The organism is Embleya sp. NPDC020630 (genome assembly GCF_044334985.1).
Lineage (GTDB): Bacteria > Actinomycetota > Actinomycetes > Streptomycetales > Streptomycetaceae > Embleya.
The window spans coordinates 578,313-601,827 of record NZ_JBIRUB010000002.1 but is presented as its reverse complement, the minus strand read 5'-3'; the positions used below and the strand labels follow the sequence as shown (position 1 = coordinate 601,827).

Annotated in this window: 19 protein-coding genes; 9 read left to right on the top strand and 10 right to left on the bottom strand. The window is 70.4% G+C overall.

Features of this window, described 5'->3' with window-relative positions; translation table 11 throughout:
* Nucleotides 1-265 precede the first annotated feature (265 nt).
* The 3 genes from ACH4XV_RS08880 to ACH4XV_RS08870 all read left to right on the top strand — a co-directional run bounded on the left by ACH4XV_RS08880 (nucleotide 266) and on the right by ACH4XV_RS08870 (nucleotide 2,969).
* Nucleotides 266-700, top strand: a complete 435-nt coding sequence (locus ACH4XV_RS08880) for a hypothetical protein (RefSeq protein ID WP_395787844.1) — start codon at nucleotides 266-268, stop codon at nucleotides 698-700.
* Between the two features lie 2 nt (nucleotides 701-702).
* Nucleotides 703-2,400: an alpha/beta hydrolase gene (locus tag ACH4XV_RS08875; RefSeq protein ID WP_395788656.1), complete on the top strand. Its 1,698-nt coding sequence runs from the start codon at nucleotides 703-705 to the stop codon at nucleotides 2,398-2,400.
* A gap of 125 nt (nucleotides 2,401-2,525) precedes the next feature.
* A complete protein-coding gene (locus tag ACH4XV_RS08870) occupies nucleotides 2,526-2,969 on the top strand; it encodes a hypothetical protein (RefSeq protein WP_395787842.1) in 444 nt (147 codons plus the stop codon).
* A gap of 55 nt (nucleotides 2,970-3,024) precedes the next feature.
* Here the strand turns inward: ACH4XV_RS08870 and nucS are convergent, their stop codons facing one another.
* Nucleotides 3,025-3,684: an endonuclease NucS gene (nucS, locus tag ACH4XV_RS08865; RefSeq protein WP_078975413.1), complete on the bottom strand. Its 660-nt coding sequence runs from the start codon at nucleotides 3,682-3,684 to the stop codon at nucleotides 3,025-3,027.
* A gap of 382 nt (nucleotides 3,685-4,066) precedes the next feature.
* Between nucS and ACH4XV_RS08860 the strand changes: the two genes are divergently transcribed.
* The 3 genes from ACH4XV_RS08860 (at nucleotide 4,067) to ACH4XV_RS08850 (ending at nucleotide 6,935) form a co-directional block, all read left to right on the top strand.
* Nucleotides 4,067-4,459 carry an SCO5389 family protein gene (locus ACH4XV_RS08860; protein WP_395787840.1) on the top strand — a complete coding sequence of 131 codons (393 nt, stop codon included), beginning with the start codon at nucleotides 4,067-4,069 and terminating at the stop codon, nucleotides 4,457-4,459.
* A 149-nt stretch (nucleotides 4,460-4,608) separates the two neighbouring features.
* The gene (locus ACH4XV_RS08855) at nucleotides 4,609-6,150 is read left to right on the top strand and encodes a long-chain-fatty-acid--CoA ligase (protein ID WP_395787838.1); all 1,542 of its coding nucleotides are present in this window, start codon (nucleotides 4,609-4,611) and stop codon (nucleotides 6,148-6,150) included.
* Entirely contained in the window at nucleotides 6,147-6,935 is a 789-nt protein-coding gene (locus tag ACH4XV_RS08850; protein WP_395787836.1) for an aldehyde dehydrogenase family protein, read from the top strand. The genes ACH4XV_RS08855 and ACH4XV_RS08850 overlap by 4 nt, the downstream gene beginning before the upstream one ends.
* Here the strand turns inward: ACH4XV_RS08850 and ACH4XV_RS08845 are convergent.
* Nucleotides 6,919-7,218: a hypothetical protein gene (locus ACH4XV_RS08845; RefSeq protein WP_395787834.1), complete on the bottom strand. Its 300-nt coding sequence runs from the start codon at nucleotides 7,216-7,218 to the stop codon at nucleotides 6,919-6,921. The two genes, ACH4XV_RS08850 and ACH4XV_RS08845, sit on opposite strands and share 17 nt — an antisense overlap.
* A gap of 157 nt (nucleotides 7,219-7,375) precedes the next feature.
* The gene (locus tag ACH4XV_RS08840) at nucleotides 7,376-9,151 is read right to left on the bottom strand and encodes a 3-hydroxyacyl-CoA dehydrogenase family protein (protein WP_395787832.1); all 1,776 of its coding nucleotides are present in this window, start codon (nucleotides 9,149-9,151) and stop codon (nucleotides 7,376-7,378) included.
* 377 nt (nucleotides 9,152-9,528) lie between these two features.
* Between ACH4XV_RS08840 and ACH4XV_RS08835 the strand changes: the two genes are divergently transcribed.
* On the top strand, nucleotides 9,529-10,548 hold the full coding sequence (locus ACH4XV_RS08835; protein WP_395787830.1) for an LLM class flavin-dependent oxidoreductase: 1,020 nt from the start codon (nucleotides 9,529-9,531) through the stop codon (nucleotides 10,546-10,548).
* 42 nt (nucleotides 10,549-10,590) lie between these two features.
* Here ACH4XV_RS08835 and ACH4XV_RS08830 read toward each other — a convergent pair whose 3' ends face one another.
* Complete coding sequence (locus tag ACH4XV_RS08830) at nucleotides 10,591-13,014, bottom strand: hypothetical protein (RefSeq protein ID WP_395787828.1); 2,424 nt, start codon at nucleotides 13,012-13,014, stop codon at nucleotides 10,591-10,593.
* Nucleotides 13,015-13,545: 531 nt separating this feature from the next.
* Between ACH4XV_RS08830 and ACH4XV_RS08825 the strand changes: the two genes are divergently transcribed.
* Nucleotides 13,546-16,521, top strand: coding sequence for a LamG-like jellyroll fold domain-containing protein (locus ACH4XV_RS08825; RefSeq protein WP_395787826.1), 2,976 nt, complete (start codon nucleotides 13,546-13,548; stop codon nucleotides 16,519-16,521).
* A gap of 248 nt (nucleotides 16,522-16,769) precedes the next feature.
* Here ACH4XV_RS08825 and ACH4XV_RS08820 read toward each other — a convergent pair whose 3' ends face one another.
* The 4 genes from ACH4XV_RS08820 to murA all read right to left on the bottom strand — a co-directional run bounded on the left by ACH4XV_RS08820 (nucleotide 16,770) and on the right by murA (nucleotide 21,727).
* A complete protein-coding gene (locus tag ACH4XV_RS08820) occupies nucleotides 16,770-18,737 on the bottom strand; it encodes a protein meaA (protein ID WP_395788654.1) in 1,968 nt (655 codons plus the stop codon).
* Nucleotides 18,738-19,020: 283 nt separating this feature from the next.
* Nucleotides 19,021-19,326 (bottom strand): STAS domain-containing protein, encoded by a 306-nt coding sequence (locus ACH4XV_RS08815; protein ID WP_395787824.1) that lies wholly within the window; start codon nucleotides 19,324-19,326, stop codon nucleotides 19,021-19,023.
* Between the two features lie 159 nt (nucleotides 19,327-19,485).
* The gene (locus ACH4XV_RS08810) at nucleotides 19,486-20,334 is read right to left on the bottom strand and encodes a 3-hydroxyacyl-CoA dehydrogenase family protein (protein WP_078975422.1); all 849 of its coding nucleotides are present in this window, start codon (nucleotides 20,332-20,334) and stop codon (nucleotides 19,486-19,488) included.
* 112 nt (nucleotides 20,335-20,446) lie between these two features.
* Nucleotides 20,447-21,727 carry a UDP-N-acetylglucosamine 1-carboxyvinyltransferase gene (gene murA / locus ACH4XV_RS08805; protein ID WP_379994988.1) on the bottom strand — a complete coding sequence of 427 codons (1,281 nt, stop codon included), beginning with the start codon at nucleotides 21,725-21,727 and terminating at the stop codon, nucleotides 20,447-20,449.
* 88 nt (nucleotides 21,728-21,815) lie between these two features.
* Between murA and ACH4XV_RS08800 the strand changes: the two genes are divergently transcribed.
* Nucleotides 21,816-22,388, top strand: a complete 573-nt coding sequence (locus ACH4XV_RS08800; protein WP_395787822.1) for a cob(I)yrinic acid a,c-diamide adenosyltransferase — start codon at nucleotides 21,816-21,818, stop codon at nucleotides 22,386-22,388.
* A 30-nt stretch (nucleotides 22,389-22,418) separates the two neighbouring features.
* Here ACH4XV_RS08800 and ACH4XV_RS08795 read toward each other — a convergent pair whose 3' ends face one another.
* Both ACH4XV_RS08795 and ACH4XV_RS08790 read right to left on the bottom strand, forming a co-directional pair.
* Nucleotides 22,419-22,991: a DUF2550 domain-containing protein gene (locus ACH4XV_RS08795; RefSeq protein WP_395787820.1), complete on the bottom strand. Its 573-nt coding sequence runs from the start codon at nucleotides 22,989-22,991 to the stop codon at nucleotides 22,419-22,421.
* A 79-nt stretch (nucleotides 22,992-23,070) separates the two neighbouring features.
* Entirely contained in the window at nucleotides 23,071-23,442 is a 372-nt protein-coding gene (locus ACH4XV_RS08790; protein WP_078975425.1) for a F0F1 ATP synthase subunit epsilon, read from the bottom strand.
* Nucleotides 23,443-23,515 lie beyond the last annotated feature (73 nt).

The following is a 23,515-nucleotide window of genomic DNA, read 5'->3' as shown; positions in this document are numbered from 1 at the left end:
GGGCTTGGCCGTGCGCCATGTGGAACCCGTGATTCCGCGCAATGTGTCGGCCCGTCGACAATCGCTCATCGGAATTCGTGATTCCGGGACGCCCCGAGCCTTCCTCCCACTGCCCGGATCGGGTTGTGCTGTTCACCGGTCGATCCATAACCTGTTTTGCGCCCCGCCGCCGGACGGCACCGCCGAACACTCGACCGACATACCTTCGCATGAATTGTCGGATTTACCCGACAATCCCGCAAAAGGCCCGCAGGAGAATACAGGCATGCCCGAGCAGGAAATCGCCGACACGGCCATAAATCGAGCCCTGTCGCCGGAGTATTTTCGCACCGATCCGACGAGCGGCGCCCCGAAGAGCAGCATCATTCCGCCGGCGGAGCCCTCTCACGCGACCTTGGCGGCGCCCTCGGATTCCTCCTTCCGGGTCAAAATCGAAGAGCTGGCCCCGGCCGCCGGCAAGGCGGTCTCGGTGGCCATGGAACTGAGAAGTCTGGGCGCGGACATAAACCACGGCCCGCCGGCGGGAACGCCTGGGTTCATGACCGGTTTCCAACTGGGCGAGCTGAGCCGTGAGTGGGGCGGCGCGATCGCCCATCTCGCCGACCGGGCGCAGGCCGGGGCCGACAAGATCTACCGCACGCGAACCAAATACGCCCAGACCGAGACGAGCATCGCCACCGACTTCACGGCGGGGTCGTGACCATGGTCGGCTTCATCGAACTCAGGGCCGCGAACTTCGAGAGCTGGCGGGAATCCGCCCGCGCCTGGAGGACCACCGCCGGCAAGCTCGCCGAACTGGAGAACACGTTCCGGACCGGGGTCAACGACGGTGTGGAGGCGGCCGGATGGAAGGGACAGGCCGCCGGAACAGCCGACCAGGACCTCGAAGTGACGGTGCGACAGATCGCCGTCTCCGCAAGCCAGGCGCAGACCATCGCTATCGCGACTGAACGTGCGGCATCCGAACTCCCCGCGATTCAAACCATGTTCCGCGCAGCCATCCAGGAGGCCGAGACCTCCGGTCTCCAAATCGTGGAAAACCCGGGCGGATACACCGTGCAGGCCGCCGGCCCGCCCGAAGCGGCCGGCAATCCCACTCCGGCAGACGCGGCACGGCAACAGAGCGCCATCGACGGCTTCGTGGCCCGATTCGACACACTGCTGCGCCAGGCGAGCGAGGCCGATGCCAAATTCGCCGCGACACTGACCACGCTGATGCCGGCCGATGTCGCGGAAACCCGGCTGGACGCCTGGCAGAACAGCATCGAGGACACCCAGCGCGTGGCCGGGCTCTACGGCGTAGGCCCGGTCCCGACACTGGATCCCACACAGACGGCGGCCTGGTGGCGCGGCCTGTCCGACGAACAGCGAGCCCTGTACCTGGCCGCATATCCGCGCCGACTCGGCAGCATGGACGGCCTCCCGGCGGCCGTTCGCGACACGGCCAACCGCACCGCCCTGGACCAACGCCTGACCGAACTCGCCCCTGCACTGGCCGGCGGCAAGTCCCCCAACCACGACAAACGCGAGTGGGAAAATCTCACGGAGATCAAGAAGCAACTGGTGGCCGGTTACACTCGTCCGCCCGGCAAGGAACTGTTGCTGCTCAAGTTCGGTGACAAATTCCTCGACGGCCAGGTGATCATGTCCGTCGGCGATCCCGACAAGGCCAAGAACGTCTCCATTTCGGTGCCCGGGACCGACGCGACCGTCACCAACGGCTTGGAGGGGGGAATCAAGCGGATCGATGCCATGCAACACGCCGTCGACACGTTGACGCCGGGTGGGAGCAGCAATGTGGCGTCGGTGTTCTGGCTCGACTACGACGCACCCGAGAAGGGGGCGTCGGGGCTTTCCGGGAGCATGATCGGATGGGATCGGTCACAGGAAGGGGCGTCGCGACTGAACTCGTTCGTCAACGGAGTTCGCGCCCAGGGAAACGACCACCACATCACGATGATCGCCCATAGCTATGGGACTACGGTGGTCGGAGACGCGGCGCGCGCCGGAAGCGGTCTGGCGGTGGATGACGTCGTTTCTCTCGGTAGCCCCGGCATGCACGTCAAGCGAGCACAGGACCTGCACATGGATCCGACGCACGTGTGGGCGGAACGCGCGGTGGGCACGTCCAAGGACACACTTGTCGTGGAAGGTGGCGCATATTCTCACGGCGCCGACCACAAACCGGGCGGTCGCAGTCTCGTCGACACGATTCTGGGCGAAGGTAGTGATCCGATCACCCCGACGGACAAGGAATTCGGCGGGAACGTCATGAGCGGGGATGCTCATGCCCACGATGAATACTGGAACCCCGGAAGCGAAAGCCTTACGAACCAGGCCAAGATCGTCATGGGCATGTACAACGATCCGAATCCGCTGCAACACCCGAAACTCAAGTAGGGGCGCTCCACGTGATTGTTCGCCGCTTGCCGGGTAGGCCCATGGTCCTGTCGGCAGCGATTCTTTTGACCCTGATATCGGCATGTGGAGGTTCGGTGGACAAGCCGGGAACGAAAATCCCCAGGATGTCCGAGAAGCAGGCGATGGCCGCTTCCGAGGAATATGCCAGGAAAATCGTCGATGCCCTCGGAGCCCCCCGGGCGAAGAGCAAGCCGTCGAGCGACACCAGTCCGTGCGGAAACGAGAACTCCATGGTCAAGAACTTCTGGGCGCTCCACGTGGAGAATGTAGTGGTGTCCCCGCAAAATCAGGAGGCAACGTTCCTGAAGGCTCGGGGGATCATCGAAAGCATGGGATTCAGAATGCAAGAGTTCGCGACAAATTCGGTCGGCGGCGCGGGGGCCGGCAATCTGATCGCGATGAATTCCGAGGATGGCTTCAAGATCACGCTCCACAGCACCTCCCCGCCGGAGGAGATCGGAATCATGATTTCCAGCCCGTGCCTGGAGCGGGCGCCCGAAGGGCAAACCGACCCCTCGGCCCAGCCCGGCGCGAGCCGGCCCTCGTAAGCGAGTACGAGGTGGCCCTCGCCGGGTCCCGGCCGGCCGCAGAACGCGGCCCCCATCAGAACAACTTCAGCTTGTCGTCCTCGGTGCCGCGCAGCGCGTTGTAGTCCAGCGTCACGCACGTGATGCCCCGGTCGACCGCCAGGACCCTCGCCTGGGGCTTGATCTCCTGGGCCGCGAACACGCCCTTGACCGGGGCGATCAGCGTGTCCCGGTTGAGGAGTTCGAGGTAGCGGGTGAGTTGTTCGACGCCGTCGATCTCGCCTCGGCGTTTGATCTCCACCGCCACGGTGGTGCCGTCCGCGTCCCGGCACAGGATGTCCACCGGGCCGATCGGGGTGGGGTATTCGCGCCGGATCAGCGTCCAGCCCGCGCCGAGTGCGTCGAGACGGTCGGCCAGCAGCTCCTGGAGGTGCGCCTCGACGCCGTCCTTGACCAGGCCGGGGTCGATGCCCAGCTCGTGCGAGGTGTCGTGGAGGACTTCCTCGATCGTGATGATCAACTTCTCGCCGCCCTTGTTGATCACCGTCCACACGCCGTCCCCTTCCTTGAGGGTGCACGGCGGACTCATCCAGTTCAGCGGCTTGTACGCGCGGTCGTCGGCGTGAATGGACACGCTCCCGTCCGACTTGACCAGAATGAGCCGGGGGGCGGACGGCAGGTGGGCGGTGAGTCGCCCGACGTAGTCCACGGAGCAACGGGCGATGACGAGACGCATGCCCCGACGCTACCGCCTCCGAGGCCCCTCCCTCGGCCATCCCCCGGCCCCGACCGCGACCCGTGTGACGCACCTCATCGTGCCGACCTTCGGCCACGTCGAACTCCACGCATGACCGCCGTCGCGGACACGGCACGACGATCGAACGGGGGAGCGGCCCGCCGGGCGCGTGCCCTCGCCCGAGCCGCGTTCACCCCCGGTTCGCTCTGGAGCAATGCGTAGGCGATGACCTACGGTGAGTCCGGAGACGGTGCGGGCCGGGCGGATGCGCGTTCGGGGCGTGCCGTGGGCTATGCACGGGTGCCACCAGCCACTGCCACGTACGAGACACGACCCGAACCGCCGGGCGAACTTGCGTACGTCCCGGCCGGAAGGAGCACCGATGTCGCTCGATGTGCCTCCGAAGCTGTTGGAGCAGGCCGAACAGGGTGAGGTCGACGAGGCGGAGTTCGTCGACTGCGTGCGTGACTCGCTGCCCTACGCCTGGAATCTCGTCGCCGCCCTGGCGACACAACTGCGGGTGGATGGCGGCGCGTTCGCGGACAACCAGGTGCCGCCCGCCACCGAGACCGAGCGTGGGCAACTGCTGCGCGCCCTGGCCTCGGACGCGATCCGCGGCTCGATGGAACGGCACTTCGGGGTCAAACTCGCGTTCCAGAACTGCCACCGGGTCGCGGTCTTCCCGATCGAGGGCCTGGACGAGGACCGGTACGCGAAGTTCACCTCGATCCGCGGCCAGTTGCTCAACCAGTCACCGACCCTGCGCGACTGCTGATCCCGCATCGGCACCCTTCGGCGGCGCGGGCGGGCCCCACGGCGCGCCCGCGCCGTCGCATTCCCACCCGGCGCCCGAGCCCGCGAACCGGCCACCGCCGCCACCGCACCCCGTCGGCCACCCCTCCCTCCCCCGCGAGGAGTCGTCCCATGGGCATCACCCTGCCGCTGCACCGCTGGGCCCAGCAGACCCCCGACCGCGAAGCCGTCGTCGACGGCGCCGCGTCGACCACGTTCCGCGACCTCCGCGAGCGGGTGGCCAGGCTCGCGGGCGCGCTGCGCGGCCTCGGCGTCGGCCCCGACGACCGGGTCGCCGTCCTCGCCCTGAACTCCGCCCGCTACCTGGAGTGCCTGACCGCCGTCCCCTGGGCCGGCGGCGTACTGAACCCGGTCAACATCCGCTGGAGCCCGGCCGAGATCGCCTTCTCCCTCGACGACTCGCGGACAGGCGTACTGATCGTCGACGACGCCTTCGCCGCCATGGTCCCCGCCCTGCGGGCGGCCTCGTCGAGTCTGCGCGTGGTGGTGCACATGGGCGATCCGCCGGCCGATTCCGGCACGCACGGCTACGAGGACCTGATCGCCGCGACCGCCCCGATTCCCGACGCGCAGCGGGGCGGCGGCGACCTGGCGGGCGTCTTCTACACCGGCGGCACCACCGGCTTCCCCAAGGGCGTGATGCTCTCCCACGACAACCTGCTCGCCTCCGCCATGGGCGGCCTGGTCGCCACCGCCGCCTACCGGATCACCCCGAACGCCCGTGTGCTGCACGCCGCCCCGCTGTTCCACATCGCCGGGTTCGGAGTGTCGCTGATGGCCTCGATCCTCGGCATCCCCCAGGTGGTACTGCCGGTCTTCGACCCCGAGCGGGCCGCCGCGACCATCGCGCGGGAGCGGATCACCGAGGTCTTCCTCGCGCCGACCATGCTCCGGATGATGCTGGACCACCCGAAGTTCGCCGACCACGACCTGTCCTCGCTGCGCATGTTGACCTACGGCGCCTCGCCGATCACCAGCGCGCTCCTGGAGCAGGTCCTGGCGGCGCTGCCGGGCGTCGCCCTGGTGCAGGCGTACGGTCAGACCGAACTGTCGCCGCTGGCCACGCTGTTGCTGCCCGAGGACCATCTGGCCGGCGACCCGGCGAAGTTGCGCTCGGCGGGCCGCCCCTGCCTGCACGCCGACGTACGCGTGGTCGGACCGGACGGGAACGAGCTGCCTCGCGGCGACATCGGCGAGATCGTCTCGCGCGGAAACCACGTGATGACGGGCTACTGGAACCGGCCGGAGGAGACCGAACAGGCCCTGCGCGACGGCTGGATGCACACCGGCGACCTCGGCTTCATGGACGCCGACGGCTACCTCACCGTGGTCGACCGGCTCAAGGACATGATCGTCACCGGCGCGGAGAACGTGTACAGCGCCGAGGTGGAGAACGCCATCAACGCCCATCCGCACGTGGCCTGTTGCGCGGTGATCGGACTGCCCGACCCCCGGTGGGGCGAGCGGGTGCACGCCGTCGTGGTGGCGCACCCCGGCCACGAGCTGACCGCCGAGCGGCTCCGGGCCCACGTCAAGACGCTGATCGCCGGGTACAAGGCGCCCAGGAGCGTCGAGTTCGTCGACGCGCTGCCCCTGACGGCGGCCGGCAAGGTCCGCAAGTCCGTGCTGCGCGAAAGGACGAGCCGGTGGTGAGTCCGACCAGGGAGACCTTCGCGTCGCCGGCCCCGGCCACGGGAGAGGAGTTGGCCCGCTACCCGATCCACGACGCCGAGCACGTGCGCGAGGCGGTGGCCCGGGCCCGGGTCGGCGGCGCGTGGTGGGCCGGCCTCGGACCGGCCGAGCGGCGCCGCCGGATGCGCGCGTGGGCGGCCGAACTCGTCCGCTCCCGACACGCGTTGGGCCTGCTCGTACACGAGGAGAACGGCAAGCCGCACGACGACGCGTTCCTGGAACTGCTGCTCGGCCTGGAACACACCCCGACCTCTCGAACGCACTCTCGACAAACCCTCGCCCAACCGGCACGATCGCGCGTTATGACGTTCACCCGGGGGATCGTGACGTACGCGGCCATCGCGACCTTGTTCGCCGAAGCAGTGGCCGCGGTCCTCGGCTGCGGCGTGGTCGCGCCGATCCTGGTCCTGAAGACCCTGAACGACCGCGGCACCGACAACCGCGCGCTGGTCGGCTCGGTCGGCATCGGCTTCTTCGCGCTGCTCGGCCTGGTCGTCGCGATCTGGTCGGTCTGGGCCGCGCTCAACCTGCGCGACCGACTGCGTACCGGCGCCCGCTCCCGGGCCGGCCTGGTCGGCTCGGCCGGCCTGCACGTGGCCGTCTCCGCCGCCGCGCTGCTCGTGCCGCTCGTCCTCGCGGTGACCGTACCCGCGCTCGCCCTCCTGGGCGCCGCCACCGCCGCCACCCGGCCGGCCCGGGGCACCCGGATGCCCGCCGTCGACGAGGCCGCTACCGCCGCCGGGTGATTCGCCGCTGCCCTCGGCTGTTCCAGCACGGCCGGTGCCAGTGCCGACGCTCCTCGACCCGCCCGTCGGCCGACCACGCCACCACGTGCGGCACACCCGGGGCGATCTCGTGGTCGCACCCCGGGCATCGATAGGTCTTGGTCGCGGCCTGCCCGCTGATCGGGCGCACCAGCCACTCCCCGTCGGCCCCCGACTCGCGCTCCTCGAAACCGAGGCCGGGGTCGCGGGGCTCGCCCCGGTCGACGAACCGGGAGCGGCTGGTTGGCTTGTTACGACGCGGCACACAAAAAGGGTACGGGTGCACGCACCGCATGCGCCCGTACCCCTCTCGTATTACTTAGCTCCGCCCGGCACGCCGTCCGGCGCGGTCCGGCGCGGTCCGGCGCGGTCCGACGCGGTCCGACGCGGTCCGACCGCCGGCTCGCCCGGCGACCGCTCGCCTACCGCTTCGCGTAGTCCCGGAAGCCCCGCCCGGTCTTGCGCCCGAGGTAGCCCGCCGTGACCAGGTGTTCGAGCAGCGGCACCGGCGACCAGCCCGGCTCGCGGAACTCCGCGAACAGCACCTTCTGGATGGCCAGCGAGACGTCGAGCCCGACCACGTCGAGCAGTTCGAACGGGCCCATCGGATATCCCGCGCCCAGCTTGATCGCGGTGTCGATGTCGTCGGCGCCGGCGTAGTTGGCCTGGAGCATCCGCACCGCGTCGTTCAGGTACGGGAACAGCAGCGCGTTGACGATGAAGCCCGCCCGGTCCCCACAGTCCACCGCGTGCTTGCGGGTGCGTCGACACACCTCGTGGATGGTCGCCACCACGTCGTCGGAGGTGGCCACCGTCCGCACCACCTCGACCAGCTTCATCACCGGCGCCGGGTTGAAGAAGTGCATGCCGACCACGTCGGCGGGCCGCGAGGTGGCCACCGCGCAGTCGATCACGGGCAGCGAGGAGGTGGTGGTGGCCAGGATCGCGCCGGGCTTGCAGATCTCGTCGAAGTTCTCGAACAGGGCCTGCTTGACCGACAGTTCCTCGACCACCGCCTCCACCACGAGGTCGGCGAAGGCGAGATCGTCGAGCCGGGTGGTACCGGTCACCCGGGCCAGCGCCTCGGCCTTGGCCTCCTCGGTCAGCCGACCGCGCTGGATCTGCTTGTCCAGTGAGCGCACCAGCGCCCCGCGCACGCGCTCGACCTTGTCCTCGCTGCGCGCCACATAGACCACGTCGTAGCCGGACTTGGCGAACACCTCGACGATGCCCGTGGCCATCGTCCCGGTGCCGACCACGCCCACCGCGTGCACCTCGCGCGGGGTGCCTGCGACCGCCGCGGCCCCGCCCGGCTCGGCCACCACGACCGGCGATCCGGCCTGCTCGTAGGTGTAGAAGCCGCGACCGCTCTTGCGCCCGAGCAGCCCCGCGGTGCGCATCTGCTTGAGGATCGGCGCGGGCGCGTGCAGGCGATCGCGCGACTGGCGGTACATCTGCTCCAGGATCTCGTACGCCGTATCGATGCCGACCAGGTCGAGCACCGCGAGCGGACCCATCGGCAGGCCGCAGCCGAAGCGCATGGCCGCGTCGATGTCCTCGCGCGTCGCGTACTTCTGCTCGTACATCGACGCCGCGTGGTTGAGGTAGGCGAACAACAAACCGTTGGCGATGAACCCGGCCCGGTCGCCGGCCACCACCGGCGACTTGCCGAGGCGTTCGGCGAGCGCGACCACGTCGGCGAGCACGTCGGGCTCGGTGACCACGGTGCGGACCACCTCGACCAGCTTCATCACCGGCGCCGGGTTGAAGAAGTGCAGCCCGACCACGCGCGAGGAGCGGGTGGTGGCCACCGACAACTCGGTGACCGACAGTGACGAGGTGTTGGTGGCCAGGATCGTCTCCGGGCCGCAGATCTTGTCCAGCTCGGCGAAGAGCGCCTGCTTGTGCGCCAGCTGCTCGGGTATGGCCTCCAGGACCAGGTCGGCCGAGGCCACCGAGGTCAGGTCGGTGCCGAGGGTGACCCGCTCGAAGATGTCGTGCTGCTGCGCTTGCGTGAGCTTTCCGCGCGCGGCGGCGCGGGCGGTCGACTCGGCGATCCGGGCCCGGCCGCGCGCGACGGCCTCGGCGGAGACGTCAACGCCCACGACGGTCAGTCCGGCCCGGGCCAGGACCTCGACGATGCCGGCGCCCATGGTGCCCAGGCCGACCACGCCGACCGTGCTGATGTCACGGCTCATCTGCTGTGCTCCTCGCTGCTGAAATGGCGTCTCCCGACCGGGAGTACGCCTTGGTTACTGCGAAGTAGTACCGCGGGTTTCCAGGGAGTATCGCAGTCCCTGTCGAACAGGCACAGGCCGGTGGGATGTGCCGTTCGCCTCGATCCGTCCCGAACGTGCGTTCGGACATTCGGCCCCATGTTCGACGGATGACGTCGTGGGCGCCGATATCCGCCCGATCGGGTAAAAAAACCATCACGCGTGAAGGATTACCTACACACGCCTTCACGCGTTGTGTTGTCGTGTGGGCGCCCTGTCCCCCACACCACCGTCCCCGCCGGCGACGTCCGGCGGGACCGGCCGGTCGGCAGCGGCCACGACACGACGAGGAGGACGCGATGAGGGTGGGCATCTTCCTGCTGGCGGCACAGTTCGACGCGGGCGACCACGGTGCGGTGCTCACCGCCGCCATGGACGCGGGAATCGCCGCGGAGGAGGCCGGATTCGACGAGGCGTGGATCGCCGAACACCATTTCGTGCCGTATGGGTTGTGCCCGTCGGCGGTCACCTTCGCGTCCATGCTACTGGGGCGTACCCATCGGATCGGGGTGGGTACGGCGATCAGCGTCCTGTCCAACCAGCATCCGGTGGCCCTGGGCGAGCAGACCGCGCTGCTCGACCAGCTGTCCGGGGGGCGCTTCACCCTCGGCGTGGGGCGCGGCGGGCCGTGGGTGGACCTGGAGGTCTTCGGCACCGGGCTGCGGCGGCACGACGAGGCGTTCGCGGAGTCGCTGGACCTGCTGATGCGCTGGCTGACCCACCAGCGGGTGGGCGCGGAGGGCGAGCACTTCTCCTTCCGGAAGGTGCCGGTGGTGCCCCGTCCGCGCACCTACCCGCACCCTCCGGTGATCGTCGCGTGCACCTCCCGGGAGACCGCGTCGCTGGCCGCGCGGCACGGGCTGCCGATGCTCCTGGGAATGCACGCGGACGACGCGGAGAAGGCGGCGATGGTCCGCACCTACGAGTGCGCGGCGTCCGCGTGCGGGCGGGACCCGAAGGCGGTCGAGCACGCCGCGGCGGCGGTCGCCTACGTCGCGGACACCCGGCGCGAGGCGGTCGAGGTACTGCGTCACGCGATGCCCAAGTGGCTGCGCCGGGGCCTGTCGGCGCACGTGACGGTGGACGGCCGGCAGCGGCACATGCGGGACCCGGTCGACTACACCGACTTCCTGTGCCGCGTCCACCCGGTCGGCGCGCCGGCCGACTGCGTCCGCCGCCTCTCGCGCACCGCCGAGCGCACCGGAATCAACAGATTCCTGCTGTTCACCGAGGGCGCCGGTGCGGGCAAGGCAACCCTGGAGAACGTGGCCCGCCTCGGCAAGGAGGTACTCCCCGCCCTGCGCGAGGCGGCACACTGACCCGGGGCCGGACCCGCCCACCCCGGCCGGCGCGGGTGGTGGTCAGGCCCCGACCGGCACGTTCACGTCGCCGACGGGGGACTGCGGGGTCGTCGAGGTCGGCGACGGCGCGCGCGTGGTGGTGGGTGGAGCGCTCGTCGGGGCGGGACTCGTGCTCTGTGACGCCGAGTCGGCCGGATTCGACGAGCGCGGCGCGGTGGCCGGGGCACTCGTGTTCGGCGCCGTCGTCTCGCGGGCCGTCGTGGCGGCCGAGGACGTCGTCCCGCTTGCCCCCGGCTTGCGGCTGCCCGTCGGGGGCGGCGGTTTGTCCCGGTCCACCCTGGGGTCGGCCTCCGGCCCCCGGTTCGGCGTGCTCGGGTCGTACGTCGCCGAGCCCGTCGAACCCACCGGATTACGATGATCGCCCCGGTCCGGCGAGTCCGAACCCATCGCGACCACCGCCGCCAGGGTGACCACCAGGACCACCGCCGCACCGGCCGTCATCAACACGCCGCGCCGACCGATCCCACCCCGCTCGGCCCCGGCCGCGCCTTCCTGGCCGACCGCCGCGACCGCCGCTCGATCGCCGCCGGCCAGCGCCAACACCCTTCGGTCGGCGGCCAGTCCGCGCTTGTCCGAGCCGACGTCGCGCATCCGGGTGGCGGCGACCGCCTCCTCGCGCGCGCCCTCCGAATCGCCCGTGCACAACGCCAGGATCGCCAACTCGTGGCGGAACCAGGCGTGTTCTGCCGCCGCCGAGGCGCCCGCCTCGCGCGCCGAGGCCAAGCCCAGCTCCAGCACCTCGCCCCAGGTGTCCCACCGCGCCGAGGCACCGAAGGCGGGCGCCGACGCCCGGGCCAGCGCCCGCGCCGAACCGGCCTTGCCCAGCCGCTCGGACTCGCGCAGGCAGGCCAGGATGGTGTCCGCCTCGCGGGCGATCTCGGCCGGGGTCACCGACGGGTGGGAGACCCACCAGGTGAAGTGCTGTATGGCCGCCACCGCCCACGAGGACGGCCCACGCACGATCGAGGCGACCGCCTCGGCGGTGCCTCCGGTGAGCCGATACCGGCCGAACTCACAGGCGGCGAGCCCGGCTTCGACCAGCTCGTCGGCGGCGCCCACCGCGTCCACGGCACCGGTCAGGGCCGGCAGGTGTACCGGGTCCGGGAGTTCGCCGTCCAGCGCGGAGGCCAGCCGCAACACCTGCTGGGCCGACGCGGACACCAGAGGCACCAGGCGCGGTACGAACTGCCGGGGTTCGCCGGGCGAGGGCAACTCGCCGGAGCCGTCCGCCGCGCCGTCGTCGAGCAACCCGTAACGACCGCGCTCGCGCCGCGCGAGCAGTGCCCCCGCCTGGACGAACCGTCCCGGATGACCGCCCACCTGGAACCACAGGGCGGAGGCCCAGGACAGCTCCTCGTCGTCGAGCTCGCGCCCGGCGACCCGGCGCAGCAGATCGAAGGACGCCTCCTGCGGCAGGCCGCGCAGGGTGATCTCGTGCAGCGGCGAATCCCGGCGCGCGATCGGGTCGACCTGCTCGGGCCCGGCCACCAGGAAAGCGCATTCCGGAGCGATACGCAGAAGTTCGGCGATGTCCTCCTGGCCGATGTCCAGGTCGTCGATCACCACGAGGGCGGCCACGTCGGCGAGGATCCGGGCCAGTTGCACACGTGTCGGCCGGTAGGCGGGTCCCGCGAAGCACGCGTCGTGCAGTTGCTGGAGCAGATCGTCCAGGCCGCGCCGGCGCCCGTCGAGCAGGATCACCCCGTCCGGCGCCTGGGCGGGATCGAGCGCGGCAAGCCGGCGCAGCAGCGTCGTGCGCCCGCTGGAGGCGGGCCCGCCGATCCGGACCGACGTACCGCGTTGCAGCAGCCCGGTGAGTTCGGCGATCTCGACGCCGCGACCCAGCGGTTCGGGGCCGGTCGAGGGCACCGAGCCGGGCAGCCTGGACGAGCGCGGCGGCCGGGCGCCGGCCGGCACCGGCGCGACGTCGGTGCCGTCCGCGCCGCCGAAGGTCAGAAGCAGGTCGCCCGCGTACAGCCGGAGCACGCCCGGCCCGGGTTCGTCGGTGCCGGCGCGGCCGCTCGGGGCCGGGTCCGACCAGTCGTCGTCGATCCGGATCGGCTCGCCCCGCCCCGAAGGCCGCTCGCCCGACCCGTCCGTCCCGAACCCGGGAGCGTTCCCAGCCGACTTCGCGGCGCCGAAGCCCGCCATGCTCCCGCCGAACCCGCCCGCGCCGTCCGTCCCGAACCCGTCGGAGCCGTCCGTCCGGAACCCGCCCGAATCGTCCGCGTCCTGCCGAGGCGCCGACGCGCCTCGCCCCGGGCGCGGCCCGAACAACTCGTCCAGATAGGCGTCGTCACCCCAGGAATCGCTCCACGGTTCGCCTCCGGAGACCTCCCGGTCGCCGGCCTTCGGCCGCGGCGGTTCGTCCCCGAGGTGCTGCTCCCCGTCCTCTTCCGACCGTTGCCTGCCGCCGCCGTTCATGCCACTCCCTGTGCTCCCCGTCGTGGTTTCTCGACGCACCGGTGCGACCTGGGACGAGTCCGGGCACCCGGGGGCGGAAACCGGTGATCAGTGTGCCGGGCGCGGCCGGCGCACCGATACCCGGCGCCGGGTTCGTGACAAGATCGTTGAGCACCGACGCGGCGCGCACCGAGGCGGCCGAGCATGGGCATCGTGTGTCCCCGTCGTACCACGTTCCACCTTGCCACCTCCCGCCGTCGAGCGGACCGTCTCCGGGCCGACCTTCGCTCCCTCTTCACAACAACAACGCGCGCGTCCGCAACTGGTCACGGGGGCCGGCGCACGCGGGTGACCGGAGACGGACGAGGTTGCCGAAAAGTCGGCCTGCGCCCGGCAAGTCACCCTATGGTGCAGATGTGGCGCCACAACTGCCGGGCGCACAGGGGGAACAGGGGGACATATATGTCCGGTTCCATACACTCGCGACACGCGGGACGGCAGGTGCACCGGGGACGAACCCGGCTTGCGTGCGCCGTCGCGCTGTTCGCCTCCTTGGCACTGTCGATACCCTCGGCCGGCGCATCGCCGGCCGCGACCACGAGTACGAGCACGTCGAGCACATCCACGCGCCCACCCGGCCCCGAACTCTTCGGCTCCCCGCCGGCCGCGCGCGACGCGACGGCCCGAGCCGCCGCCGTACCGCCGAAGTTCGCCGACGAATCGGTACTGACCGGGCTGTCCCAGCCGATCGACGTGGCCTTCGCCAAGGACGGCCGGGTCTTCGTCGCCGAGAAGTCCGGCGTCGTCAAGGTGTACGACTCGATCACCGACACCACTCCCACGGTGTTCACCGATCTGCGGGCGCAGGTGCACAACTTCTGGGATCGCGGCCTGCTCGGCCTGGCCCTGGCCCCGAACTTCCCGACCGACCCGTCGGTGTACGTGATGTACGCGCACGACGCGCGCCCCGGCGGCTCCGCACCCTACTGGGGCACCGCCACCGGCGCCGACGACGGGTGTCCCGACCCGCCCGGCGCCCAGGCGAAGGGCTGTCTGATCACCGGCCGGATCAGCAGGCTGACCGCGACCGGGAACACCGCCGGTCCCGAGCAGGTGTTGGTCGAGGGCTGGTGCCAGCAGTTCCCGTCGCACTCGGTCGGCTCGCTCGCCTTCGGCCCGGACGGCTACCTCTACGCGTCCGCCGGGGACGGCGCCAGCTTCGACTGGGCGGACTACGGGCAGACCCCGGCGAGCGGCGCGATCCCGGGCAAGGAGCCGATACCGGCGAATCCGTGCGCCGACGGCACCGCGGCGGTGGGCACCGTACTGACCGCGCCGAACGCCGAGGGCGGCGCGCTGCGGGCCCAGGACTTCCGGACCCCGGGCGACCCGTTCGCGCTCAACGGCAGCATCATCCGGATCGACCCCGTCACCGGCGCGGGCGCGCCCGGCAACCCGCTCGCGGGCAACGCCGACGCCAACGCCCGCCGACTGGTGGCCGCCGGCCTGCGCAACCCGTTCCGGTTCGACTTCCGGCCGGGCACCAACGAGGTCTGGGTCGGCGACGTGGGCTGGAGCACGTGGGAGGAGATCGACCGACTGACCCCGTCGAGCACGGCCGTGGCCAACTTCGGCTGGCCCTGCTACGAGGGCTCGGCCCGCCAGGGCGGCTACGAGGCGATCGGCCTGAACCTGTGCGCCGACCTGTACGCGGAGGGCACGGGCGCGGTCAAGGCGCCCTACTTCGCGTACCAGCACGGCGCGGTGGTGGCGCCGGGTGACGGCTGCCCGACCGGCAACGGCTCGGCGATCTCCGGGGTGACCTTCTACAGCGGACAGCGCTACCCCGCCGCGTACCGCAACGCGATGTTCTTCGCCGACCACAGTCGGCGGTGCGTCTGGAGCATGCGCGCGGGCGCCGACGGCCTCCCGGACCCGGCCACCCGCCAGGCGTTCGTCACCAACGCCAATCCGGTGCAGCTGACCACCGGCCCCGAGGGCGACGTGTACTACGTCGGCTTCGAGGACGGCGCGATCCACCGGATCCGCTACACCGGCAGCGCGCCCACCGCGGTCGCCTCGGCCACGCCGACCACCGGGGGCACCCCGCTGACCGTGGCCTTCACCGGATCGGCCTCCACCGACCCCGATCCGGGCGAGACTCTCACGTACGCCTGGGACCTCGACGGCGACGGCGCGTTCGACGACTCGACCGCGGCGAACCCGTCGTACACGTACACCGTGCCCGGCACCTATCGCGCCAGGTTGCGGGTGACCGACCCGGTCGGGCTGACCGGCGATTCGGCCCCGATCACCATCACCGCCGGCAACTCGCCGCCGGTACCGGTGATCGACTCCCCGGCTTCGACGCTGACCTGGAAGGTGGGCGACCCGATCGCCTTCACCGGGCACGCGACCGACCCCCAGGACGGCGCCATTCCCGGCAGCGGCCTGAACTGGCGCATCGTCATGCACCACTGCACCACGCCGACCAGCTGTCACGAGCACCAGATCACCGCACAGGACGGCGCCTCCGGCACCTTCACCGCGGTCGACCACGAGTACCCGTCCTGGCTGGAACTGCGGTTGACCGCAACCGACTCCGGCGGCCTGACCGGAACCACGAGCGTGCGCCTGGATCCGCGAACGGTGGACATCACCCTGGCCTCGAATCCGCCCGGCCTGACCCTGGGCCTGTTCTCGTCCCAGCGCCCGGCACCGTTCACCGGCACGGTGATCGTCGGCGGCACCTCGTCGATCGCGGCACCGTCGCCGCAGACGCTCAACGGCAAACGCTACGAGTTCGCGTCCTGGTCCGACGGCGGCGCGGCGGCACACAACATCACCGCACCCGCGACACCGCTCACCCTGACCGCCACGTTCCGCGAGGTCGACGGGCCGGTACCCGGGCTGATGGCGCAATACGGCTTCAACGCCGCCGGCGGCACGGTCCTGGTCGACGGCACCGGACAGGGCAACGACGGCTCCGTCGCCGGCGCCACATGGGTACCCGGCCGCACCGGCAACGCCCTTTCCTTCAACGGCACTTCATCGATGGTCACGGTGCCGCACAGCGCCCGCCTGACCCTCACCACGGGCATGACCCTGGAGGCGTGGGTCAAACCCACCGCGATCACCGGCTGGCGCTCGATCCTCCTCAAGGAACGCGGGGGCGGCCTGTCCTACGCCCTGTACGCGAACGGCACCACCGCACCCAACACGTCCATCAACACCACAGGCACCAACAACGACACCTACGCGGACGGCACCGCACCAATACCCACCAACACCTGGACCCACCTCACCGCCACGTACGACGGCACCACCCTGCGCCTCTACGTCAACGGCATCCAGGTCCGGGCCACCCCACACACCGGCCCGATCATCGACGAGGGCGGCGCCCTCAAAATCGGCGGAAACACCATCTGGGGCGAACACTTCGCCGGCCTGATCGACGACATCCGCATCTACAACCGAGCCCTGACCCCCACAGAAATCACCAAAGACATGACCACCCCGATCCCATAACCAAACCCCCAAGCGCCGGACGGACCCTTCCCAGCCCGTCCGGCGCTTGAGCACACAGGAAAACCACCAACCTCACAGGGTCAGCCACAAACCCGAGCCCAAACCAGCCCGTCCGGCGCTTGAGGACACAGGAAAGCCCACCAACCTCACAAGGCCGGCCACAAACCCGAGCCCACCCATCCCAGCCCGTCCGGCGTTTGAGGACGGCAAGCCGACCTCGGCCCACACCACGACCCGGCCCAACCCCCTCAGGCGGGCAGCCCGTTCGCCTCCCGAATCACCGAAACAATCCGCCCCATGATCTCCGTGATCCCGAAGTCCTTCGGCGTAAACACGGCCGCCACCCCCTGCGCCAACAACGACGCCGCATCCGCGGCAGGAATGATCCCGCCCACCACCACCGGCACATCACCGATCCCCGCGCCGCGCATGCGCGAGAGCACGTCGGGGATCAACTCCAGATGCGACCCCGACAGGATGGACAGCCCCACACAGTGCACGTCCTCCTCCACCGCGGCCGCGACAATCTGCGCCGGCGTCAGCCGAATCCCCTGGTACACCACCTCGAACCCGACATCGCGCGCCCGAACCGCGATCTGCTCGGCCCCGTTCGAGTGCCCGTCCAGCCCCGGCTTCCCGACCAACAACCGCAGCCGCCCGCCCAGTTCCTCCCCGGTCCGGCGCACCGCCCCACGCACCTCGCCGAGCCCGGCGCCGTCCTGCACACCGACCACCCCGGACACCCCGGTCGGCGCGCGATACTCGCCGAACTCCTCGCGCAGTGCCTGCGACCACTCCCCCGTGGTCACCCCGGCCCGTACACACGCCAGCGTGGCCGGCATCAGGTTCACCGCGTCGGCCGCCTTCCACGACCGGGCGTCCTCGCGCAGCCGCGCCATCGCCGCCTCCGCCGCCTGCGGATCGCGGGCCGCCCGCCACGCCCGGACCTTCTCGATCGCTGAGCGCTCGGCGTCGGGGTCGGCGCTCATGATCGCCGCGTCCAGGTCCGCGGTGAGCGGGTTCTCCTCGGTGGTCTCGAACCGGTTCACCCCGACCACCACCTCTTCGCCCGCCTCGATCCGGGCCCGCCGGGCCGCGTGCGAGCCGACCAGCTGCGACTTCATGTAGCCCGACTCGATCGCCGCGACGGCGCCGCCCATCGCCTGCACCCGGTCGATCTCCTCGCGCGCGCCCGCCACCAGGTCCGCGACCTTGGCCTCGATCACATGCGAGCCGGTGAAGATGTCGCCGTACTCCAGCAGGTCCGACTCGTAGGCCAGCACCTGCTGGATCCGCAACGACCACTGCTGGTCCCACGGCCGGGGCAGGCCCAGCGCCTCGTTCCAGGCCGGCAGCTGTACCGCCCGGGCCCGGGCGTCCTTGGACAGCGTCACGGCCAACATCTCCAGCACTATGCGCTGGACGTTGTTCTCCGGCTGCGCCTCGGTCAGTCCGAGCGAGTTGACCTGTACGCCGTAGCGGAACCGGCGCTGCCGGGCGTCGCGCACGCCGTAGCGCTCCAGCGTGAGTTCGTCCCACAACTGCACGAACGCCCGCATCTTGCACATCTCCTCGACGAAGCGCACACCGGCGTTGACGAAGAAGGAGATGCGCTGGACCACGTCGCCCATGCGCTCCTGCGGCACCTGCCCGGAGTCGCGGACCGCGTCCAGCACGGCGATCGCGGTGCACATCGCGTAGGCGATCTCCTGCACCGGCGTCGCGCCCGCCTCCTGGAGGTGGTAGCTGCAGATGTTGGTCGGGTTCCACTTGGGCAGGTGCGAGACGGTGTAGGCGACCGTGTCGGTGATCAGCTTCAGCGAGGGGCCGGGCGGGAAGACATAGGTCCCGCGCGAGAGGTATTCCTTGATGATGTCGTTCTGCGTGGTGCCCGTGAGCTTGGCGACGTCGGCTCCCTGCTCCTCCGCGACCACCTGATACAGCGCGAGCAGCCACAGCGCGGTCGCGTTGATCGTCATCGAGGTGTTCATGCCCTCGACGGGGATGCCGTCCAGGAGTTCGCGCATGTCGCCGATGTGCGAGATCGGTACGCCGACCTTGCCCACCTCGCCGCGGGAGAGTTCGTGGTCGGGGTCGTAGCCGGTCTGGGTGGGCAGGTCGAAGGCCACGGACAGACCGGTCTGGCCCTTGGCCAGGTTGCGGCGGTACAGCGCGTTGGACGCGGCGGCCGAGGAGTGACCGGCGTAGGTGCGCATGACCCAGGGGCGGTCGCGCTCGACCGGGGTCGGCTGCGAGGGCTGAGCTGAGGGCGTCTGGCTCGCCACGGAATACCTCCGGAGGTTCCGGGCCGACCGGATCTCGGCGACTACCGGCCTGGGCAACCCCGCTGGTCCGCTGTCACCGCGCCTGGTTCGGCCCTGCTTACCACGGAGTGTACTGACGGGTAACCGCTCCGGACAGGTGTGATCGACCACAGCCCGCAAGTCGTTTCCCGGCCTGCCTGACAGTATGTCGGCGCCGGCCGACGCACCGTCCCGATCAGGCGGCGGTTGGTTGGCGGAGGGTGAGGATGCGGTGCAATCGAGTCAGCACCAAGACGCGGTGCACCTCGGGATTGACCCCGATCAGCACCAGTCGGCGCTCGCGTCTGCCCGCACGTCGATGCGCGCCGACGATCAGACCCAGGCCGGTGGTATCCAGCGCGGGTACATGGGTGAGGTTGAGAATCAGGTCGCCGTCGCCGTGGTCCAGCGCGTCGTGCAGCGCCAACCGGACGTCGGCGGTGGACCGCACGTCGAGCACGCCTTCCAAGTGCAGCTCACGCGGGTCGCCCCAAACGCGCATCGTCTCCTCCTGGGGAGTCCGTCCGTTCTATGACGGTCCGACTCCCCAGCAGAACACCCAAAACCCGATAATCCTCACTCATCACAGCGGACTTCACTCGTACCGGTGACGATTGATCGGATGATGCGCCGATTGCGCACCACCCGTTGCGCCACCCGCTCAGTAGGCGTAGAAACCCTTGCCCGACTTCCGCCCCAGGTCGCCTGCGGCCACCATGCGGTTCAGCAGTTCCGGCGGCGCGAACTTCTCGTCCTTGGTCTCGGTGTAGATGTTGCTCGTCGCGTTGCGCATGATGTCCACGCCGGTGAGGTCCGCGGTGGCCAGCGGACCCATCGCGTGTCCGAACCCGAGCCGGCAGGCGATGTCGATGTCCTCGGCGGTGGCCACACCCGCCTCGTACAGCTTGACCGCTTCGACGGTGAGCGCGGTGATCAGCCGGGTGGTCACGAAGCCGGCCACGTCCCGGTTGACCACGATGCAGGTCTTGCCCATCTCCTCGGCGAGTTCCCGCGCGGCGGCCAGCGTCTCGTCAGAGGTCTTGAAGCCGCGGACCAGTTCGCACAGCTTCATCAGCGGCACCGGGGAGAAGAAGTGCATGCCGACCACCGCCTCCGGGCGTCCGGTGACCGCGGCGATCTCGGTGATCGGGATCGCCGAGGTGTTGGTCGCGAGCACCGCGTCGGCCTTGCAGATGCGGTCCAGTTCACGGAAGACGCCCTGCTTGATCTCGACCTTCTCGAACACCGCCTCGACCACGACGTCCGCGTCCGCCACCGCGTCCAGGTCGATGGTGGTGGTGATCCGGGCGAGCGCCGCCGAGGCGTCCTCGGCGGTCAGCGTGCCCTTGGCCGTGAACTTCTCGAACGAGGCCTCGATCCCGCTCAGACCCCGGGCCAGCGCGGCGTCGGTGACATCGCGCAACACGACGGTGTGGCCCGCCCGGGCAGCGACCTGGGCGATGCCCGATCCCATCAACCCGGCCCCGACGACGGCGATCTTCTTGGTCACTGCGCAACCTCTCCAGTACACGATCCCGAGCCGGCGTCCGCGCACGAACGCCCTTCGCCCGGAGCGTAGCCGCAGCGGCCCCGGGATCCGCACACCCCCACCTGACGACCCGTCAGAAACGCGAGGTACTCTCCGGCTCCGGCTCCCGGACGATCTTCGCGCCGAGCGACTGGAGTTGTACCTCCAGGCCCGTGTAACCGCGGTCGATGTGGTGCACCCCGCTCACCGTGGTGTCCCCGTCGGCCACCAGACCGGCCAGCACCAGACCCGCGCCCGCGCGGATGTCGGCGGTCAACACCGGGGCGCCGGACAGCTGTTCCACCCCGCGCACGATCGCGTGGTGCCCGTCGGTGCGGATCGACGCGCCGAGCCGGAGCAGTTCCTGGAGGAACACGAACCGTGCCTCGAAGAGGTTCTCGGTGATCATCGCCGAGCCCTCGGCGATCGAGTTCATCGCCGCGAAGAACGGCTGCATGTCGGTCGCGAACCCCGGGTACGGCAGCGTCACCACGTCCACCGCCTTCGGCCGCCGGTCCATCACCACCCGGAAGCCGTCCCGCACGTGCGAGACCTCGGCGCCGGCGAGGGTCAGCTTGTCGAGCGCGATCTCCAGATGCTCCGGATGCGCGTTGCGCACCGTCACATCGCCCAGCGTCATCGCCGCCGCGACCGCGAAGGTACAGGCCACGATCCGGTCCGGGACGGTGCGGTGGCGTACCGGCTTGAGCCCGTCGACGCCCTCGATCTCCAGGGTGGACGAGCCCGCGCCCTCGATCCGCGCGCCCATCTCGGTGAGCATCGCGCAGATGTCCACGATCTCCGGCTCACGGGCCGCGTTGTCGATCACCGTGCGCCCGTCGGCCAGGACCGCGGCCATCAGGATGTTCTCGGTCGCGCCGACGCTGGGGAAGTCCAGCCAGACCGTGGTGCCCTTCAACCCCTTCGGCGCCTTGGCGATCAGCACGCCGTGCGAGTTCTCCACGGTCGCGCCGAGCTTGACCAGGCCCTCGATGTGCATGTCCAGACCGCGCGAGCCGATCGCGTCCCCACCCGGGTAGGCGACGTGCACCTCGCCGCAGCGCGCGAGCAGCGGCCCGAGCACGCAGATCGACGCCCGCATGCTGCGCACCAGGTCGTAATCCGCCTCGAAGCGCGGCGCGGCCGGCACGTCGATCCGCACCGTCCCGGTGGTCTCGCCCTCGACCTCGCACCCGAGGCGCCGCAACAACTCGCTCATGATCTCGACGTCGAGGATCCGGGGAGCCTCCTCGAGCACCGTGGTGCCCTCCGCGAGCAACGCGGCCGCCATCAATTTCAGCGCGCTGTTCTTCGCGCCCGTGATCCGCACCTCGCCGGCGAGCCGCTGACCACCTGTCACCCGGAACCTGTCCATCGGAGAATCGTACTGATTCCGGGACCCGCCCACGGACGGCACCAAGCCGGGACAAAGCCAGACGCAGGCGCGCCGTTAGGGTGCGTACATGGTCAACCTCACCCGGATCTACACCCGCACCGGCGACGACGGCACCACCGCCCTCGGCGACATGTCGCGCACGGCCAAGACCGACCCGCGGCTCGCGGCCTACGCCGACGTGGACGAGACGAACGCGGTGATCGGCGTCGCGCTCTCGCTCGGCAACCTCGACGAGGACGTCGTCACGCTGCTCACCCGCGTCCAGAACGACCTGTTCGACCTGGGCGCCGACCTGTCCACCCCGGTGGTCGAGGACCCGAAGTATCCGCCGCTGCGGGTCGAGCAGAGCTACATCGACGCCCTGGAGGGGGCCTGCGACGCGTACAACGAGAACCTGGAGAAGCTGCGCAGCTTCATCCTCAACGGAGGCACCCCGGGCGCGGCCCTGCTGCACCAGGCCCGTACCGTCGCCCGCCGTGCCGAGCGCACCACCTGGGCGGCCCTGGAGGTGCACGGCGACTCGATGAACCCGCTGACGGTGAAGTACCTCAACCGCCTGTCCGACCTGCTGTTCATTCTCGCCCGGCACGCCAACCGCGAAGTCGGCGACGTCCTGTGGGTACCGGGCGCCAACCGCTGAACCGGCGGCGGATCGCGGCAGTGCGCGCCGCTAGGCGACGTTGACGCGTTGTCCCGGCGGTGCCGCTTCCAGCCAGGCCAGGAAGCCGGTCAACGCGTCGTCGCTCAGGGCCAGTTCGATCCGGTCGCCGGCGTGTTCGCAGACCAGGATCACCGCGCCGGCGAGCAGCGCCAACTCCTCCTGGCCGGCCGGCTCCCGCCGACCGATCACATGGATGCCCGCGCGCTGCAACACCCGACGCGGGCGCGGCGCGTAGCTGAACACCCGGAACCACTCGATCCGGTCGCCGCTGTAGCGGGCGATCCCGAAGACCCAGCCCTTGCCGTGGTCCGGATCGGCCGACGGCGCGGCCGGATCGCCGTCCGCCGCCTTCCCTACACCCTCCGGGGACGACGACGCGGCGCCTCCCGGAGTCTGTCCGGGGGACGCCGCGGCGGTGGAACCGGCTGCGCCGGCCGGGGATACCGGTGGGCGCGTACGCAACGAACAGTCGAAGGTGCCGCCCGGTCGCTGGATGAGTCGACGACGCAACGCGAACGCCGCGACACCGACGACCAACACCACGACGACGGCCGACACCACGCTCAGCACGACGAGGACCATCCCGATCGACCTCCTCGTTCGCGCGTTGAGCAGTGGTCCCGGCCGTGTGTCGGTCCGGGCTCTGGTGCCGCTACCGGATCTAGCGCCGCTGGGCGGCGAGCAGACGCGTTTCCGCGCGCCGCTCGGCGCCCGCGTCCTTCGCCGCGCCGGCGCGCTCGAGCGCCCGCTCCGCGCGGGCGACATCGATCTCGTCGGCCAGCTCGGTGATCTCGGCGAGCAGCGAAAGGTTGTTGTCCGCGAACGAGATGAACCCGCCGTGGACCGCCGCGATGACGACCGAACCGTCGGCCTGACGGATCGTCACCGGGCCGGATTCGAGCACTCCGAGGACCGGCTGGTGACCGGCCTGGATGCCGATGTCACCGTCCGCGGTGCGTGCGATGACGATGGTGGCCTCGCCGGACCACACCTTGCGGTCGGCCGCGACCAGCTCGACGTGCAGCTCAGCCAACGTGGCTCCTCATGTCGGGTCGAAGACACGCGGGTCTTCGCCTCCGCCCTCGAGGGGCGGGTGGTGTCCAAGG